Genomic DNA, 17,668 nt, shown 5'->3' with positions numbered 1-17,668 from the left:
CCTTGGCCCGACATATACATGCCTTGACACTTGTGGTGCCCGACTATGACGCGGGACTTGCATTTTATGTGGGTGTGTTAGGCTTTGATCTGATCAGCGACATTTGCCTGTCAGAAACCAAGCGCTGGGTTCTTGTGGCCCCAAAAGGCGCGCAAACCAACATCCTTCTGGCCCAAGCAGACGGTCCAGATCAAGCCGCCGCCATTGGCAATCAAACTGGCGGACGCGTTGGTTTTTTCCTCGGCACCGATGATTTCGAGGCAGACTATGCGGCGATGAAAGCCAATGGTGTCCGGTTCCTCGAAGAACCGCGTCATGAAAGCTACGGCAGCGTTGTGGTCTGGCAGGACCCTTTTGGCAACAAATGGGACTTGCTCCAGCTCAATCAGGCCTAGGGGCTGCGTGCCCATTCCAATCTAACATCCGGTGTCTTTTCTTCGTTGTCATGTCCATCGGTTTGTTCGACCTCAGCAAAGCCCTGTGCTTGGTAGAACGCTCGTGCCCCGACATTTTTCTGAAAAGTCCACAGTTGCAAAGACTCTGCATCCGCTTTGACGAGATCCAGCAAAAGGGTGCCGATGCCTTGGCGCAGGCAAGCGGGATCCAGATAGAGGTGGTTAACCCAGCCGTCATGGGCTGCAATGAAGCCAATGATCTGAGGTGCGCAAGCGACATGAACAGTTTCAGTGGGCAGCACTTTGGTTTGAAAATACTGCAAATCTCCCGCTGCGCTGTGCATCACAGGTAACCACGGCATTGCTGTTGCACGCGCGCGTCTGTGGATATCCGCAATGGCTTGGGCGTCAGTAGCCTCAACTTTGCGAATATCCACCTAACTCTAGCGTCCGATCAGATCGGGAATGATCGTCACGACACCGGGGAAGGCCGCAAGCAGGGCAAGACCCGCCACTTGGATCAGCACGAACGGAATGATGCCGCGGTAGATGTGGCCTGTGGTGACTTCCTTAGGTGCGACGCCCCGTAGATAGAACAATGCAAAGCCAAAGGGTGGTGTCAGGAACGAGGTCTGCAAATTCACCGCGATCATGATCGTCACCCACTTGGGATCCATCGTACCGCCGTAGATCACAGGCCCGACGATGGGGATCACGATGTAGATGATCTCGAGGAAATCCAACACAAACCCCAGCACAAAGAGCACCAGCATCACAATCAGGAAGACGCGGAATTCGCTGTCGAAACTGCGCAGGAATTCTTGGATATAGTGCTCCCCGCCAAAACTGATGACCACAAGGTTCAACAATTGCGAGCCGATCAAAATGGTAAACACCATGGATGTCACCTTGGCCGTTTCGCGCACAACAGGCGTCAGAACCGCCCCGTCATAAAGAACCCAACAGCCGTAGAACAAACCAAACATGCCAAACAAAAACGCAGCATAGGCCACGATATAGGCGATCCACTGTTCCAGCAGGACAACCTCTTGGGCGATCCGCAGGTCAAAGTTTACGCCAACCAGCAACATGATCACCACGGCGAATGAGGCCTGTAGGATGACTCTGCCTGATCTGTTTTGATCCTTCAGTTTGCGGTAGGCGGCCAGCATAATCGCGCCCCCTGCCCCCAAAGCCGCAGCCGGCGTTGGGTTGGTGATCCCGCCAAGGATAGACCCCAACACCGCGACAATCAAAACGAGCGGCGGGAAGACCACGCGCAGCAATTCATTCTGGGCCAATCGTTGCACGGCGGTTTTAACCCCCGTTAGAACAAGTATCATTGGCAAGGCTAGCAACAGCCACGTGGCCCCCATAGAGGTCAGTGGACCGATCAAGAATAGATCCACCAAGACCACCGCAATCAAGCCGATAGCAGCAAGTGACAGAGGCGAAGACGAGGCCGAGGGCTTGACCCCACGGGCCGTGGTCAGGATCAGCGCCATGGCCAGAACCAAGATTGAAACGCCTGTGCCGATTGGGGCCGCAGAGGCCACGTTTTGGACCAGCATTTCGGCGCGTTCGTCATCGGTCAATTCGCGGGACAGCTCGATGCCGCCTGCGTCTTGGATCACTTTGGCCTCGGCGATGGCTGTGTCCCATGCCGCCTGACCGTGCAACTCGATCATCGATGCCGCGCAGAGATCTGACACATTTGTGCGCAGGCTGGCCCCTTGGCCCGCCTCAGAAAAGCTGTCGACCGCAACGCTTTGGCTGCCAACGATGCCCACTTGGTTGAGCACCACCAAGGCCACAATCAGGGCAATCGGTGCAAACAGGAACCATGTCAGCCCTTCGGAACGGGTGATCGTCTCACCCTTTTTGCCGCCCATCTGCACCGCAGGCGCTTTGGATGGATTAAACAACGCATAGCCAAACGCGTAGGTCGCATAGAGCAACGCCAGCATAACGCCGGGCAACAAGGCCGCTTGGAACAAGGTGCCTACGGACACTACAGCAGGCTCCCCGAGGAACGTCAGCGCATCCGTACAACCAGCCTCAATGGCCCGTTTTTCTTGGGCGGCTGAATAAAGATCCCCTGCCAAAGTCCCCAAAAGAACGATCACAATCGACGGCGGAATGATCTGGCCCAATGTGCCCGAGGCCGCAATCACCCCTGTAGACAGTTCAGGCGAATAGCCGTTGCGCAACATAGTGGGCAAGCTGAGCAGCCCCATGGTCACAACAGTTGCGCCCACGATCCCTGTCGAGGCCGCTAAGAAGGCACCAACCACAACCACAGCCACGGCCAAACCACCGGGCAGCGGGCCAAAGACGCGGGCCATAGTGGTCAGCAAATCATTGGCAATTTTCGAGCGTTCCAGCGTGATGCCCATCAACACAAACATCAAAACAGCCAACAACGTCTCAATAGACTGGCCCGCCAACACACGTTCGTTGATGCGGTTCACGATGAACGACACGTTACGGTCTAGGGCAAATTCCCAGCCGCGCGGGAACACAGGTTCCTCCATACGTGGCAGTTCAGGGTATCGGAAGACAGATATGGTTTCGGCCTTGACCCCTTCGGCCAGAAGGGCCGCAAATTCGACCGAGCTTTTATCGATGGCTTGGTGGATCAACATCCCCGCACTGTCGAGGGCCGCGATGATCCCAAAGGAAATAACCCCCGCACCACCAATGGCAAAGGCCACCGGGAAGCCCGACAAAATGCCCCCAAAAAGCGTAAGGAATACGATGATTAGGCCGACTTCGACGCCATCTAGTCCAAAAAACATGACTGAAATATTCCTTAGGGCTTAGTGAATGTCCGCGACAAGTTTGGCATCTGGATCACCCAGATCATCCTTGTCGAGGTCTTTGTTTTCGGAAAACGGGCCTTCGACCAGTTCAAGATAGCTGCGGTAGAAAAACGCGATGGCTTGTAGAAACACCATGGCCGTGAATGTCACCAGCAACACTTTGAACAAAAAGTAGCCGTTAAAGCCGTTTGGCGAAAAGCCGATGGTTTCCACGTTCCACCGCAGGGCCCGCGATTTTGCCAAAAGCCGCTCGAGGCTGTCACTGGCCGAGGGCTTTGGCACGATCAAATGGCGCCACATGAAGTACCAGCCATACATCCATACCAACACAGCCGCTGGCATCATAAATATCAGCGAGCCGATCATATCGATGATTTTTTTGGCACGGAAACTCACGGCGGAATAGACCAGATCAACCCGGACATGCCCGCCTTGGACAAAAGTGTAAGTCGCACACAGACAGACAACGAGGGCGTTGTAGAACTTCAGTTCCTCGCCCCACCAGCTGACGTCAAAAGTGAAGGCCCGACCAAAGCCGAGCGAAATTTCGGCGGATAGAAAGATCCGCTGCATAAAGACAATAACAATCTGTTGGATCACCATAAACAGGCCAGCCCAAGCAAAAAAGCGGCCAACTGTGTTTGCGATCCCTTCAAACAGACGCACCACGCGCCACAGCAAGGGACGATAGAAAAATCCAACCAGCGTCAGGACCAAAAAGGCTGTGAACACTACGAAAAAGAACTCGATTGAGCCGCCATAATAGACAAACCGCATGATCGCCTGTTTGTCCGACCAATCCAACCAAAGGCTGGGATGGGTCACAGCATAACCAAAGTTATAAAATGCCAGACCAATGTTTTGGATGATCCAAAGAATTGCGTCCATTTTTTGATGTCCCCCGACACGCACGATCCTGAACGGAGCCGCTTCTTGAATGCATCCCCCGCCCCTGACGGGACGGAGGATACGATATTTTTCAGGTCAAGCCCGGCTTAGCCGTTGGCCAGAACGCGGTTCCGTTGGGCCACAAATTCACCGTCGGATTTCAGGATCCAGTCAGAAGACTTGGCAAGGGATGCGTCAAACGAGTTACGGATTTTCGCAAACAGTTCGTCACCCATGTTTTCGTCCAGAACTTCTTTGGAGGCTGCACCGAAGCTGTCCCATACATCGTCAGAGAACTGCAATGTTTGCACGCCTTGGGCCTGCAGGCGGGCCAGAGCCGCACCGTTGTTGGCCAGTGTTTGGCTCAACTGGTAGTGTGTTGTGGCTTTGGTTGCGTTGTCGATGATCGCTTGGTGCTCGGGCGACAGGCCTTCCCACACGTCCAAGTTCATGCCACAGGCAAGACCCGAACCTGGCTCGTGGAAGCCAGCTGTGTAGTAGAATTTCGCAACTTCTTGGAAGCCTGCACGTTCATCCGCGAAGGGACCGACCCACTCAAGACCGTCCAAAGCGCCGGAAGACAGAGCTTGGTACAGTTCGCCGCCTGGGATGTTTTGAACGGAGACGCCCAGTTTACCCAGAACCTGACCACCCAGACCCGGCATGCGGAACCGCAGGCCTGTTAGATCGTCAGCCGAGTTGATCTCTTTGCGGAACCAGCCACCGGACTGGGAACCAGAGTTACCGCACATAAAGGATTTCAGACCAAAGATCGAACCCAACTCATCGTGCAGCTCTTGGCCACCGTCGTGGTAGTACCAGTTGGTCAATTCTTGCGCAGTTGCACCGAAAGGCACAGCTGTAAAGAACGCATATCCCGGGTGCTGACCCAAGAAGTAATAATCCGCCGAGTGATACATGTCGGCCTGACCGGAAGATACCGCGTCAAACACTTCAAATGCGCCAACCAGCTCGCCGGGAGCTTTCTTTTCGATCACCAGCGAACCGCCGGACATCGCGTTAACCGCTTCGTTGAAGTATGTGGCGGCGTCATCCAGAACCGCAAAACCGCGGGGCCAAGATGTAACCATTGTCAAAGTCTGCGCGTGACCCGCAGCAACAGCTGGCGACGCCAGAGTTGTCGCAGCAGCGGCTGTACCGCCCATCGCAGATGTTTTTAGAAAAGAGCGACGATCCATGTGTGGTCCTCCCAAATGAATGTCTGTGCCATGCTCTCCAACAACGGCACAAACGGATCGTTAAAGTGTGCGTTAACCTAGAAGGGTCAGAGCATTCTGCAATACCAAGTACTACGTATTTCTGGCCCCGCTTTGGGAATTTTGATCCCTAAACCGCAATATTATCAGGCTTTTTCTTGAATCCCGCCGCCTTTTGCGACCAAACTTGGCCCCACGCTATCCTTGGGGACATCAATCGAATCAAATGCGACGCTTGTGGAACAAAGCCGCTGGGTGGATTAGCCTGACCTATGGTCAAAAGCTGTTTTTACTGGCCACGGTCCCGCTGATCGTTTCGGTTGCACTGATTTCGGCCATTGTGGCCAACCAATCGCGGCAACTGGCCGAACGGGAAATCCAAGCCTTAGAAACCCAATTGATTGAAGCCAAGAAGGTTGAATTGAAGAACTATGTAACCTTGGCCCGCAACGCGTTTTTTTCGATCTACGGCCGCGCCCAACCTGATGATGAGGCCGCAAAACTGCGGGTGACCCAGATTTTGGCCGCGATGATCTATGGGGAAGAAGGCTTCTACTTTGTCTATGATTACGATGGCAATAACATCGTCTCGCCTCGCCAAACCGACTTGATCGGACGCAATTGGACAGGTCAGACAGATCCAAATGGGGTGCCGATCACCGACACGATCATCTCGATTGCGCGCACCGGCGCGGGCTATCATTCCTACCTGTGGCCCAAGCCCAGCACCGGTCAGGAGGCCGAAATGGTCACCTATGTTACCGGCATGCAAAGCTGGCGGTGGGCACTTGGCACTGGCGTGTTTATCGATGACGTGCTCGAAACCGTGGCCCTTGCCCGCGCTGACATGGAACAACGCATCCGAACGACATTCATCCAAATCGGCTTGGTCACCTTTGCAGCCCTGTTTTTCGTGTTCCTGTCGGGGATGGTGCTGAACATTCGCGAGCGACGGCTGGCTGATACCAAACTCAAGGCCCTGACCCAGCGCATTTTCGACACCCAAGAGGAAGAACGCAGTCGCGTCGCCCGTGAATTGCATGATGGCATCAGCCAAATGCTGGTGGGCATCCGGTTTGCGCTGGATCTGGCCAAACGCCGCCTCACTTCGGGCGATCCAAAGGCGTCCGAGACCTTGGACAGCGGCATCGAAAGCCTCGCTGGTGCGATTTCCGAGGTCCGGCGGATCAGCCGCGATTTGCGCCCGGGCGTGCTGGATGATCTTGGCCTTGGCCCTGCCCTGCAATCCCTGACCGAGGATTTTTCAAAACGCACTGGCATCAAGACCGAATTGGAAACCGTTGTGTTTCGCAATCGTCTGGGCCAAGAGGCCAAAATCGCGCTCTACCGCATTGCGCAAGAGGCCCTGACCAATATCGAACGCCACGCCGAGGCAAGCCGCGTTCAGATGGACCTCAAGGGCCACAAACGGGGTGCCACTCTGCGCATTTCCGACGATGGCCAAGGCCTGCCCAACAACGGGTCGTCGGGGCGGCGCGCCATGGGCTTAGGCCTACGCAACATGCAAGAACGCGTCGACCAATTGGATGGGACCCTGCGTATCTTGTCCTCAAAATCCGGCACAATGATCGAGGCGCAGGTGCCTTTGCGCCACTTGCTGCCCCCCGGCACAACATCCAACACGACCAAACCCAAAGACACGAGAGAATCCGCATGACCCCGACCCGCATCGTCATCGTCGACGATCACCCCATGGTGGCCCAAGGCATCCAATCTATCCTCGAAACCTATGACGACATTAATGTGGTCGGCGTATTGTCCAACGCCCAAGACGCCGTGGACCAGGCCGATAACCTCGCTCCGGATGTGTTCTTGCTGGATTTGAACATGCCCGGCCTCAGTGGCATGGCCGCGATTGAGCTGATTTTGGAAAAGACGCCGGAAACCAACATTCTGATCCTGTCGATGCACGACACCCCGGAATATATCAGCACCGCTCTGTCCTACGGGGCCAAGGGCTATGTGCTAAAAGACGTGCCAACTGACGAGATTAAGACGGCAATCGATACTGTCATGGCAGGTGGGCAATACCTGTGTACCGGGGCCGAGGGGTCGCTCAAGCCAAAGATCAGCGATGGTTCCGAGCCGTTGACCAGCCGTGAACAAACGATCCTGCTGCAACTGGCCCAAGGCGCCTCGAACAAAGAAGTGGCCAACACGCTGGATATATCCGTGCGTACCGTTGAGACCCATCGCAAGAACATCAAACGCAAACTGGGCATCAGCAGCACCGCTGGCCTCACCCGTTACGCCCTCCAACACGGAGTTTTGCAAGGGACAGGAGTGGATATTTAAAGTGGCGCCAGCCTATCGCCCCTCGCCACCCCATGCCTTAACCGCGTTTTCAACATCCTCCGCGCTGCGACAATGCCAAATCCGCGTGTCTGCGGAATGCGCCAATGCCTCTGTGATCGAATGACGGAACTGGTGTCGTTTCTTTAGGCTTCGCCACGCGAATTGATATTGCTGCAGCGGCCAATCTACATTGTCCTTGGGCAGTTCGGGTCGCGTTTCACCTCGGAACCGCCAAGGCCGCTGGATCAGTCGCCATGTCCGGACCGCCTCAAGGGGATCCAGCCAAACCACGGCATCTGCAGCCTCCATGGCCAGTGGCAGCAGACTAGGACCCCCTTCTAAAATCCAAGCATCTTGCGAAATCTTCGACTGCAACGCCATTTCGACTTCAGAACGCGGTTTTTGCTGCCACCCGGTCGTCAACTTAATCGCATCAAACGAAATCACAGGTACATCCGGCCGCACTTTGGAAAAACGCGCAGCAGTATGGCTCTTTCCAGACCCATTGGCCCCAGTGATCACGATCCTTTTCAATGCAGCCTCCGCAACAAGTCGCCCCCGCAAGCAGCCTGATACAACGCGCCCGCCTAGACCCACCTACCATACCCAGCGCCCTTTTCTGTGCCCAAATATCTTGGGAAAGACCTCAACTGGGCCAAAGGCAACACTCCAAATTCACTAAAATTCGCCTCCAGCACCCAAAAACGTAATTAAATTACAAAAAATACCCCTGCTGGCGCATGTTTTAGTCCATTTTGCCTGTTGACGCCCCAAATCGCCCGACATATGTTCACAAAACTTACAAAGGAGTTCCTTGAGATGAACCGTATTCTAGTCGTGGTGGGAATTGGGTAGCATGGGCCGGTAACGGTAGACCATTTAGGTTCCCATGCGCCCCCGACAAAATCGGGGGCTTTTTTGTGAGCAAGAGATAAACGAAACGCGTCATAAGTGGAGAAAAACAATGGCACGTCAAATGACCGGTGCAAAAATGATCGTCCAAGCCCTCAAGGATCAGGGTGTGGACACTGTCTTTGGATATCCCGGTGGCGCGGTCCTACCGATCTATGACGAGATTTTTCAGCAAAACGACATCCAGCACATTCTGGTGCGTCACGAACAAGGCGCGACCCATGCTGCCGAAGGCTATGCCCGCTCAACCGGTAAACCCGGTGTTGTTCTGGTAACCTCCGGCCCCGGTGCTACGAATGCGGTGACCGGCCTGACAGATGCGCTGATGGACAGCATCCCAATCATTGTGCTCACTGGTCAGGTTCCAACCTTTATGATCGGCTCGGATGCTTTCCAAGAGGCCGACACCGTTGGCATCACGCGGCCTTGCACGAAACATAACTGGTTGGTCAAAGAAACTGACAAGCTGGCCGAAACGATCCACGAGGCGTTCCATGTGGCCACATCCGGCCGTCCGGGCCCTGTTCTGGTAGACATCCCCAAGGATGTGCAGTTCGCCAATGGCACCTACCAGATCCCTGCCCCAACCAAGAGCCACTACCAGCCCCAGACCAAAGGCGATGCTTCCGCAATTGAAGCTTTGGCCGAGGCGATGATGACCGCCAAAAAGCCGATCATCTATTCCGGCGGCGGCGTGATCAATTCAGGTGACAAAGCCAGCCAGCTGTTGCGCCAGTTGGTGGCAGAAACCAACTTCCCGATCACGTCAACTTTGATGGGCTTGGGCTGCTATCCGGCGTCTGGTGAAAACTGGCTCGGCATGTTGGGTATGCACGGGCTTTATGAGGCCAACATGGCAATGCATGACTGCGATCTGATGATCAATATCGGCGCACGTTTTGATGACCGGATCACCGGACGTTTGGACGCGTTCAGTCCCGGTTCGATCAAAGCCCATATCGATATTGATCCGTCGTCGATCAACAAAGTGGTGCATGTCGATATCCCGATCTTGGGCGATGTGACATCTGTATTGGAAGACCTGCTGGCCGCTTGGAAATCAAAAGGCAGCCGAACGGATCAAGACGGTCTGCGCACATGGTGGAGCCAGATCAACGAATGGCGCGCCATCGATTGCCTCAAAGCCCCGCAAGAGGGCAAAGTTATCCGCCCACAATACGCTTTGCAGCGGCTTGAGGCGCTCACCAAAGACATGGACCGCTACATCACCACCGAAGTGGGCCAACACCAGATGTGGGCCGCGCAATACCTCGGGTTCGAAGATCCAAACCGCTGGATGACCTCTGGCGGATTGGGCACCATGGGCTATGGCACGCCAGCCTCTGTTGGGGTGCAATGCGCCCACCGCGACGCGCTGGTGATCAACGTGGCCGGTGAGGCCAGTTGGATGATGAACATGCAAGAAATGAGCACGGCCGTGCAATACCGCCTGCCCGTCAAACAGTTCATCCTCAACAACGAACGCCTCGGCATGGTCCGTCAGTGGCAGGAACTGCTGCATGGCGAACGCTATTCTCAAAGCTGGTCCGAAGCCCTGCCCGATTTCGTCAAGATGGCCGAAGCCTTTGGCGCGAAAGGCATCCTGTGTTCCGATCCCGACGATCTGGACGAAGCCATCCGCGAAATGCTGGCCTATGACGGCCCGGTGATCTTCGATTGCTTGGTGGAAAAGCATGAAAACTGCTTCCCGATGATCCCCTCAGGCAAAGCCCACAACGAAATGTTGCTGGGCGATGCACAGACCCAAGGTGTCATTAAATCCGACGGCGCTGTGATGGTCTAACGTCTGCACGTTTTGCAAATGATGCATGAGTATTTAGGGGAAAAAAGAAACAAGACGCTTCACGGTTTTCTTTTTTCTCCAAATACTCCCGCCGGAGGCGGAAAATTTAGCCCTCAGGGTCAGTAAGGATATAAAATGTCACCTCTAAAACTCAAAAAAGGCGCGTCCAGCCATTCAGCTTACAATCTACGACCCTCCTATGGGGAGGAAGTTGAAAAGCACACTTTGGCGGTGGTCGTGGACAACGAAGCGGGTGTTTTGGCCCGTGTGATCGGCCTGTTCTCCGGGCGCGGCTATAACATCGAAAGCCTGACCGTGGCCGAGATCGACCATGACGGGCACCGCAGCCGGATCACGGTTGTGACCACTGGTACGCCGCAAGTCATCGAACAAATCCGTGCACAACTTGGACGGATTGTTCCGGTCCACGAGGTGCATGACCTGACGGTTGATGGCCCGTCCGTCGAACGCGAACTGGCCCTGTTCAAGGTTACAGGTGATGGCGACAAACGGGTCGAGGCCCTGCGTTTGGCCGACATCTTCCGCGCCAATGTGGTGGACAGCACTCTGGAGAGTTTCGTGTTTGAACTGACCGGCACATCCGAAAAAATCGACGCCTTTGCGGAGCTGATGCGGCCTTTGGGGTTGGTCGAACAGGCCCGAACAGGGATTGCTGCCCTGTCGCGCGGCGCGGAATAGCGTTAAATCCCGACGCGGGGACATCGCGTCGGGATCCTTTGGCGTTTAGCCGTCCGTTGTGGGCAGCAGGGCCGCGTCTTCGGCCATCTTCATCTCGTCCATATCGATCAGACCGCTTTGATCTGCATCGATTGTGGCAAAGACCGTCTCGGACATATCAGGGTAGACAACCTGTAATTCAGACATCGAATAGGCTCCGTCCCCATCCGTATCAATCTCGGCATTGGCCGACATGGCATGGGCCTGAACAGTCAGGCCAAACAGACCCGCCAGTGCAAAAGTGAGTGTCTTTTTCATATCAGTCTCCATTGGTGTGGTTGCATCCGCATCAGTGCGAACGCCCCTCAAGATGACAGTGCCAAAACAGCCATGATAGAGCGGACCCAGCACAGGCCAAAAACCCGCGAGGCTTTGCCAAATGCACCCTTTATGATGTGCAAGCCTCCGCTTTCGGCAATCCTTCGCGCTTGGACCAGCCAGACTACGCCGCAAATGTAGTGGCCTTTGCGCAAGAACCAGCGCAGTCCAATGAAAGAATCGAGCAGAAAAAAAGCGGGGCCGAAGCCCCGCTATTAGTTTCGCCGTTCAAGCTCATCATTAGTACCGCCCGGTATTCTGCCTGCGGCCTGAACGTCGGTCTGCCCCCCGCGCACGGGGGACGGATCTGCTTAGCTACACCCGGATGTTCCACCGCAGGTGTTGCATTTCATGCAGGTGCCATTGCGCACCAATGTGTAGTTGCCGCATTCGCCACATGGATCACCTTCATAGCCCTGCATCTTGGCCTTGGTGCGGTTGTCCATGGTCACAGCGCCCGAGGCGATGGCCGAGGTCGAGCCTGAGCCAGATGTGCTGATCTCGGGCACCAGTGTTTCCAAGACAGCCACTGGATCGGTGCCCGTGGCCATGCCTTGCATGCCGCCCTGCAACACAGTCAGCTCTTGTGGGACGCGCTTGCGCAAATAGCCGGTCGAGCTGATCTGTTTGAGCACTTCCAAGGACTTGCTGGCCGCCGTGTCGGAGACTTCATCAAAGTTGCGCACACCTTCGGCCTCACCGCGACCCAACTCGTCAAAGCTTTCGCCGGTTGGGGCGACGTGCGCCAGATCGGTGCGATCCAAATAGGACACAGCCAATTCGCGGAAGATATAGTCGAGGATCGACGTGGCGTTCTTGATGCTGTCGTTGCCTTGGACCATGCCTGCAGGCTCGAACCGTGTGAAGGTAAACGCATCAACGAATTCCTCCAGCGGCACGCCGTATTGCAGACCTACAGAGACCGCGATCGCAAAGTTGTTCATCATCGCACGGAAGCCTGCGCCCTCTTTGTGCATGTCGATAAAGATCTCGCCCAAAGCGCCGTCTTCGTACTCGCCCGTGCGCAGATACACTTTGTGACCGCCGACGATGGCTTTCTGAGTATAGCCTTTGCGGCGCTCTGGCATTTTCTCGCGGTGGGATTTGATGATCTCTTTGACCACAACCTTTTCCACGATCTTTTCGGCCAATACGGCGGCCTTCTCGTGCATGTTGCCGCTTTCCAGAACTTCCGCTGCCTCGTCATCGTCTTCCACCAAGGCCGCGGCCAGTGGTTGCGACAGCTTGGAACCATCACGGTAGAGCGCGTTAGCCTTGATACCCAAAGACCAGCTCAGCTCGTAGGCTTTTTGGCAGTCGGTGATCGTTGCATCGTTTGGCATGTTGATCGTTTTCGAGATCGCACCGGAAATGAACGACTGGGCTGCGGCCATCATGTAGATGTGGCTGTCAACACTCAGGAACCGCTTGCCTTTTTTGCCGCATGGGTTGGCACAATCAAACACAGACAAGTGTTCGTCTTTCAAGAATGGCGCGCCTTCCAGCGTCATTGTCCCGCAGACGTGGTCGTTTGCGGCATCAATGTCGGCTTTGGTAAAGCCCAGCGACCGGAGCAGATCAAACGTCGGATCGTTCAGCTTCTCGGCAGGGATGCCAAGGGTTTTGGTGCAGAACTCTTCGCCCAAAGTCCACTGGTTGAACACAAAACGGATGTCAAAGGCCGAGGGCAGTGCCGCTTCGATCTTGTCGATCTCGTTTTGGCCAAAGCCATGACCGATCAAGGACGTGTGGTTGATGCCCGGTGCGTTGCCAATGGTGCCATGGCCCACGGCGTAGCTGACGATCTCTTCGATCTGCGCCGATCCGTAGCCCAAAGTTTCCAAAGCAGCCGGAACCGACTGGTTGATGATTTTGAAGTACCCGCCACCGGCCAGTTTCTTGAACTTGACCAAAGCAAAGTCAGGCTCGATCCCTGTGGTGTCGCAGTCCATGACCAAACCGATGGTGCCGGTTGGCGCGATCACTGTGGATTGCGCGTTGCGGTAGCCGTTGGCCTCGCCCAATGTCAGGGCCTCATCCCAGCTAGATTTTGCTAAAGCGATCAAACGCTGGTCGGGGCAGTTGATATGATCCAAAGCCACTGGTTTGATGTCCAGCTTTTCATAGCCATTGGTTTTGCCGTAGGCCGCCGTGCGGTGGTTGCGCATCACCTTCAGCATATGCTCGGCGTTTTTGGCGTACCCCGGGAACGGGCCCAATTCGCCTGCCATTTCGGCAGATGTCGCATAGGCAACGCCCGTCATGATGGCTGTCAGGGCACCACACAGGGCACGGCCCTCGGGACTGTCGTAGGAATAGCCCATGTTCATCAGCAAGCCACCGATGTTTGCATAGCCCAAGCCCAATGTGCGGAAGTCATAGGACCGCTGTGCGATTTCCTTGGATGGGAACTGCGCCATCATCACCGAGATTTCCAACGTGACAGTCCACAGACGCGAGGCGTGCATGTAGTCTTCAGCTTGGAATTCGCCGTCTTTAAAGAACTTCAGCAAGTTCATCGAGGCAAGGTTACAAGCGGTGTCGTCGAGGAACATGTACTCGGAACAGGGGTTCGAGCCGCGGATTGCACCGTCTTCGGGGCATGTGTGCCACGCGTTGACTGTGTCGTGGTACTGGATGCCTGGATCGGCGCAGGCCCATGCAGCGTGGCCCACTTGTTCCCACAGATCGCGGGCTTTGATGGTTTTGGTCACTGAACCGTCGACGCGGTTGATCAGCTCCCAATCTGCATCGTTTTCAACCGCCTTTAGGAAGGCATCGGTCACGCGGATCGAGTTGTTGGAGTTCTGGCCGGACACGCTGTTGTAGGCCTCGGAATCCCAGTCCGTGTCGTAGGTGGGGAATTCGATGCTAGTGTGACCCTGACGGGCGTAATCCAACACGCGTTTGATGTATGTTTCTGGGATCGCAACTTTCTTGGCCGCTTTAATTGCATCCTTCAAGCCGTTGTTAACTTTGGGATCATAGGCATCAGCCTCGGCACCATCCCAGGCTTTGATCGCGGCAAAGATCGCGTTCAGCTTTTCTTCGTGCATCTTGGAACCGGCGACGATGGAGGCAACTTTTTGCTCCTCGAGGACCTTCCAGTTGATGAACTCTTCGATATCCGGGTGGTCGCTGTCGACGATGACCATTTTAGCCGCACGACGCGTTGTGCCACCTGATTTGATCGCCCCCGCTGCGCGGTCACCGATTTTCAGGAAGCCCATGAGGCCAGATGACTTGCCACCGCCCGACAGGCTTTCCCCTGCTGCCCGCAGGCTGGAGAAGTTCGTGCCAGTGCCGGAGCCATACTTGAACAACCGGGCTTCGCGAACCCACAGGTCCATAATGCCACCGTCGTTTACTAGATCGTCCGACACGGACTGGATAAAGCAGGCGTGGGGCTGCGGGTGCTCGTAAGACGAGGCGGATTTTGTCAGCTCACCGGTTTTGTAGTCTACGTAGTGGTGCCCTTGGGCGGGACCGTCAATACCGTAGGCCCAGTGCAGACCAGTGTTGAACCACTGTGGGCTGTTGGGTGCTGCGCGTTGTGCTGCCAGCATAAAACGCATTTCGTCGAAATAAGCCTGTGCATCAGCCTCTGTGGTGAAGTAGCCACCTTTCCAGCCCCAATAGGCCCAAGCGCCTGCCAGACGGTCGAAAACCTGCTTCGACGATGTCTCGCCCCCCATGCGCTGGTCCTCGGGCAGCTTAGCCAGCGCATCCTCGTCAGGAACGGACCGCCACAGAAACTCAGGAACGCCTTTTTCTTTGACGCGCTTGAGGGCTGCAGGAACGCCTGCCTTACGGAAGTATTTCTGCGCAATCACGTCGCTGGCGACTTGGCTCCAGCTATCCGGCACTTCGACATCGTCCAGGCGAAACACAATTGTGCCGTCCGGGTTGCGGATCTCGGATGCTGTGGAGACGAAATTCAAATCAGCGTAGGCGTCGGAGCCAGCTTTGGTGAATGCGCGTTCAATCTTCATAAGGAGTGCCTCTTGGTTAACCCTGAATAGTCTGTTCTGTCCGCCTCAACGCGGCACGGTTTTTTAAGTCTTCGGGCAAAGAAATCCCGCAAAACGCCATCAAACGCGTAACCGTTTAAGTGAAGTCTGCTAAACTATCCCTGTCCCTGTCGACCACCACATCTTGTGTGTGCATCATCGACTTGCACAACCTGACGTATATGACCCTAAAGCGTCAATCCAATTTTTAGAAAAATTCCGCCTAATTTCGGTTGACGCAGGACATCAATTCCAAGCGCGAACGATGCTCCACGATTCTTAACTTTTTGGGGTGTAAAATTAAGATTTTGTTAGGACAGATTAAGAGCCTAAAAAATCCATTCAATTCGGCATAGTTAGCCATCATAGTTTAGGAAAATGGCTACACAAAACCGTTACAATCTCAACGCAGATCACAAAAGGCTGGTAATTTACGCCCAGATAAAAAAACTTATCCACACCACTGATTAAAACCTCACGCGCGCCCAATTCAGTCCCAATTTTTGCAAATCTCAGGATTCTTGCCCATGAAACGATCCCTATATGTAGTGGCACTTCTATCTATTGCGGGCTGTACGACACAAGATACGCAATTGGCCCGACAGAATCCCTCGACTGCATTTGCGCAATTCTCCGATTATCCCGGCGTTCTGTTTACGGCTGCGGAAACAACGTGTAGCCGTCCCTATGAGACTTTGATCAGAACCTCCAAAACCAAACTGCGCTGCGAGGCTTTACCGCCGCCCACAGTTATGGCGCAGATTATCCTGGCTTATGATGGCACTCTGGACGACCTGCCCCGCTACGTATTGGAATTTAGCGCAGATCAGAACCCTCAGGGTTATCTGGCAAAGGCCGTGTTTTATCTGGATGTGCCACAACGCAGCGGACCGACCATACACGTAAAATTCGCAGACCCGGATCTGCGGAAAAATCTTGATCGATTGCTGGAAGGATCTGGCGGCAGTCTTTTGAAGACTGCGCCGTAAAACTGGTCGGGACGGTAAGATTCGAACTTACGACCCCCTGTACCCAAAACAGGTGCGCTACCAGGCTGCGCCACGCCCCGAACAGAGCCTCCGATTAGCGCCCCTTGTCAGAAAAGAAAAGCCCCCAGCGCGGGGTTTTTTCAAAATTTACGCGGATTTTGAAAGTTTTACGGCTGGTTCTCACACGGCCACGCAGGCCCGTAGCCCGCAAAGGCCGGATGGCGCAGCTCGCTGCCCTCTGTAATGCCCAGTTTCGCGCTTAGCCCACCGTTGATCTCAAGCACCGCCAGAACCGGGCTACCAGCAGGAATAGAGGTCAGATCCAGCGGAACTGCGTTTTCATGGATGCGTTGCACCACGCCAGTTTCATCTATGAACAACATATCCAATGGGATCAGCGTGTTCTTCATCCAAAACGCCACTTCACTAACGTCTGAATAGACAAATAACATGCCGGAAAACTGGGGCATGCTGGGGCGGTTCATCAGCCCTACCCCCTGTTCGACAGGATCATCGGCAATTTCCACCGAAAACCGGACAGTGCCAAAATCGCCGCGCAAATCGACGTGATCTTGTGCACAGTTTTCACCAAAAGCGGCCCCGATGCTGGCCAGCCAAAACGCAAAAGCTAGTCCTTTTTGACGGCCACGTCCCATGAGGTTACCTCGGTTGCCATTATTCCGCGCTGTCCATCAGTGACCCGAAGGGCCACAGCCTCGCCTGGTTGCAAGTCCGCAAGACCCGACCGGCGCAAGACCTCCACATGGACAAACACATCATCGTCGCTTCCAAAGATATTTGCAAAGCCAAATCCTTTGCCTTTGTCAAACCACTTGACCCGCGCCGCCAATAGCGGCCCCGAAACGGCCCCGTCGGGCGCATGATCCAATTCTTCTAAGCCTGCGCTGTGTTCTGTCACTGGCGGTTCAATGGACAGAACTTCAACCGCCTGCACACCGCGTTCCGTTGAATTGACGAGGATCTCTATGCGCGCACCATCCGCAATGGAGCTTTGACCAAAGTTGCGCAGTACATTGGCATGCAAAAGGATATCAGGCCCACCAGTGTCGGCCACAACAAATCCAAACCCTTTTGAAGGATCGAACCACTTTACCAACCCGGTTAGGGCTGACGCCTCGTTCAGGGTATTCTCGTCCATAGTCATCCATTCGACGCTCAACACCCCCACCGGGTGCAGTCGTCTTGTCATTTTTGCAAACTCTTGCGTACTGCAAGCACCGTTTAAAGTCGTTCAAACC

Annotated in this window: 15 protein-coding genes and 1 tRNA gene; 6 read left to right on the top strand and 10 right to left on the bottom strand. The window is 54.9% G+C overall.

The window, feature by feature from the left end; genetic code table 11:
- Nucleotides 1-2: 2 nt before the first annotated feature.
- Complete coding sequence (locus ACIRQ6_RS06270) at nt 3-395, top strand: VOC family protein (RefSeq protein ID WP_420863278.1); 393 nt, start codon at nt 3-5, stop codon at nt 393-395.
- On the opposite strand, the gene ACIRQ6_RS06265 is transcribed toward ACIRQ6_RS06270, so the two are convergent.
- The 4 genes from ACIRQ6_RS06265 to ACIRQ6_RS06250 form a co-directional block, all read right to left on the bottom strand.
- The gene (locus tag ACIRQ6_RS06265) at nt 392-832 is read right to left on the bottom strand and encodes a GNAT family N-acetyltransferase (protein WP_420863277.1); all 441 of its coding nucleotides are present in this window, start codon (nt 830-832) and stop codon (nt 392-394) included. The two genes, ACIRQ6_RS06270 and ACIRQ6_RS06265, sit on opposite strands and share 4 nt — an antisense overlap.
- 6 nt (nt 833-838) lie before the next feature.
- The gene (locus tag ACIRQ6_RS06260) at nt 839-3,193 is read right to left on the bottom strand and encodes a TRAP transporter large permease (protein ID WP_420863276.1); all 2,355 of its coding nucleotides are present in this window, start codon (nt 3,191-3,193) and stop codon (nt 839-841) included.
- 21 nt (nt 3,194-3,214) lie between these two features.
- The gene (locus ACIRQ6_RS06255) at nt 3,215-4,105 is read right to left on the bottom strand and encodes a TRAP transporter small permease subunit (protein ID WP_420863275.1); all 891 of its coding nucleotides are present in this window, start codon (nt 4,103-4,105) and stop codon (nt 3,215-3,217) included.
- 107 nt (nt 4,106-4,212) lie between these two features.
- A complete protein-coding gene (locus ACIRQ6_RS06250) occupies nt 4,213-5,304 on the bottom strand; it encodes a TRAP transporter substrate-binding protein (RefSeq protein ID WP_420863274.1) in 1,092 nt (363 codons plus the stop codon).
- Between the two features lie 244 nt (nt 5,305-5,548).
- Between ACIRQ6_RS06250 and ACIRQ6_RS06245 the strand changes: the two genes are divergently transcribed.
- On the top strand, nt 5,549-7,000 hold the full coding sequence (locus tag ACIRQ6_RS06245) for a cache domain-containing protein (protein WP_420863273.1): 1,452 nt from the start codon (nt 5,549-5,551) through the stop codon (nt 6,998-7,000).
- On the top strand, nt 6,997-7,638 hold the full coding sequence (locus ACIRQ6_RS06240; RefSeq protein ID WP_420863272.1) for a response regulator: 642 nt from the start codon (nt 6,997-6,999) through the stop codon (nt 7,636-7,638). Before ACIRQ6_RS06245 ends, ACIRQ6_RS06240 begins: the two co-directional genes overlap by 4 nt.
- Nucleotides 7,639-7,650: 12 nt before the next feature.
- Here the strand turns inward: ACIRQ6_RS06240 and ACIRQ6_RS06235 are convergent, their stop codons facing one another.
- Complete coding sequence (locus ACIRQ6_RS06235) at nt 7,651-8,172, bottom strand: DNA topology modulation protein FlaR (protein WP_420863271.1); 522 nt, start codon at nt 8,170-8,172, stop codon at nt 7,651-7,653.
- Between the two features lie 430 nt (nt 8,173-8,602).
- Between ACIRQ6_RS06235 and ACIRQ6_RS06230 the strand changes: the two genes are divergently transcribed.
- Entirely contained in the window at nt 8,603-10,354 is a 1,752-nt protein-coding gene (locus ACIRQ6_RS06230; protein ID WP_420863270.1) for an acetolactate synthase 3 large subunit, read from the top strand.
- A 135-nt stretch (nt 10,355-10,489) separates the two neighbouring features.
- The gene (gene ilvN, locus ACIRQ6_RS06225; RefSeq protein WP_420863269.1) at nt 10,490-11,053 is read left to right on the top strand and encodes an acetolactate synthase small subunit; all 564 of its coding nucleotides are present in this window, start codon (nt 10,490-10,492) and stop codon (nt 11,051-11,053) included.
- Between the two features lie 45 nt (nt 11,054-11,098).
- On the opposite strand, the gene ACIRQ6_RS06220 is transcribed toward ilvN, so the two are convergent.
- Together ACIRQ6_RS06220 and ACIRQ6_RS06215 are read right to left on the bottom strand one after the other, a co-directional pair.
- A complete protein-coding gene (locus tag ACIRQ6_RS06220; protein ID WP_420863268.1) occupies nt 11,099-11,350 on the bottom strand; it encodes an EF-hand domain-containing protein in 252 nt (83 codons plus the stop codon).
- Nucleotides 11,351-11,721: 371 nt separating this feature from the next.
- On the bottom strand, nt 11,722-15,402 hold the full coding sequence (locus tag ACIRQ6_RS06215) for a vitamin B12-dependent ribonucleotide reductase (protein ID WP_420863267.1): 3,681 nt from the start codon (nt 15,400-15,402) through the stop codon (nt 11,722-11,724).
- A 545-nt stretch (nt 15,403-15,947) separates the two neighbouring features.
- Between ACIRQ6_RS06215 and ACIRQ6_RS06210 the strand changes: the two genes are divergently transcribed.
- Nucleotides 15,948-16,409, top strand: coding sequence for a hypothetical protein (locus ACIRQ6_RS06210; protein ID WP_420863266.1), 462 nt, complete (start codon nt 15,948-15,950; stop codon nt 16,407-16,409).
- 3 nt (nt 16,410-16,412) lie between these two features.
- On the opposite strand, the gene ACIRQ6_RS06205 is transcribed toward ACIRQ6_RS06210, so the two are convergent.
- The 3 genes from ACIRQ6_RS06205 to ACIRQ6_RS06195 all read right to left on the bottom strand — a co-directional run bounded on the left by ACIRQ6_RS06205 (nt 16,413) and on the right by ACIRQ6_RS06195 (nt 17,568).
- Nucleotides 16,413-16,489, bottom strand: a tRNA-Pro gene (locus ACIRQ6_RS06205).
- Between the two features lie 87 nt (nt 16,490-16,576).
- Nucleotides 16,577-17,065 carry a DUF192 domain-containing protein gene (locus ACIRQ6_RS06200; protein WP_420863265.1) on the bottom strand — a complete coding sequence of 163 codons (489 nt, stop codon included), beginning with the start codon at nt 17,063-17,065 and terminating at the stop codon, nt 16,577-16,579.
- A complete protein-coding gene (locus tag ACIRQ6_RS06195) occupies nt 17,038-17,568 on the bottom strand; it encodes a cold-shock protein (RefSeq protein ID WP_420863866.1) in 531 nt (176 codons plus the stop codon). Before ACIRQ6_RS06195 ends, ACIRQ6_RS06200 begins: the two co-directional genes overlap by 28 nt.
- Nucleotides 17,569-17,668 lie beyond the last annotated feature (100 nt).

Origin of the sequence: Algirhabdus cladophorae, from assembly GCF_044772865.1 — a bacterium.
GTDB lineage: Bacteria > Pseudomonadota > Alphaproteobacteria > Rhodobacterales > Rhodobacteraceae > Algirhabdus > Algirhabdus cladophorae.
Note: the sequence above shows the minus strand (reverse complement) of the source record. Positions and strands in the feature narration are given on the sequence as shown.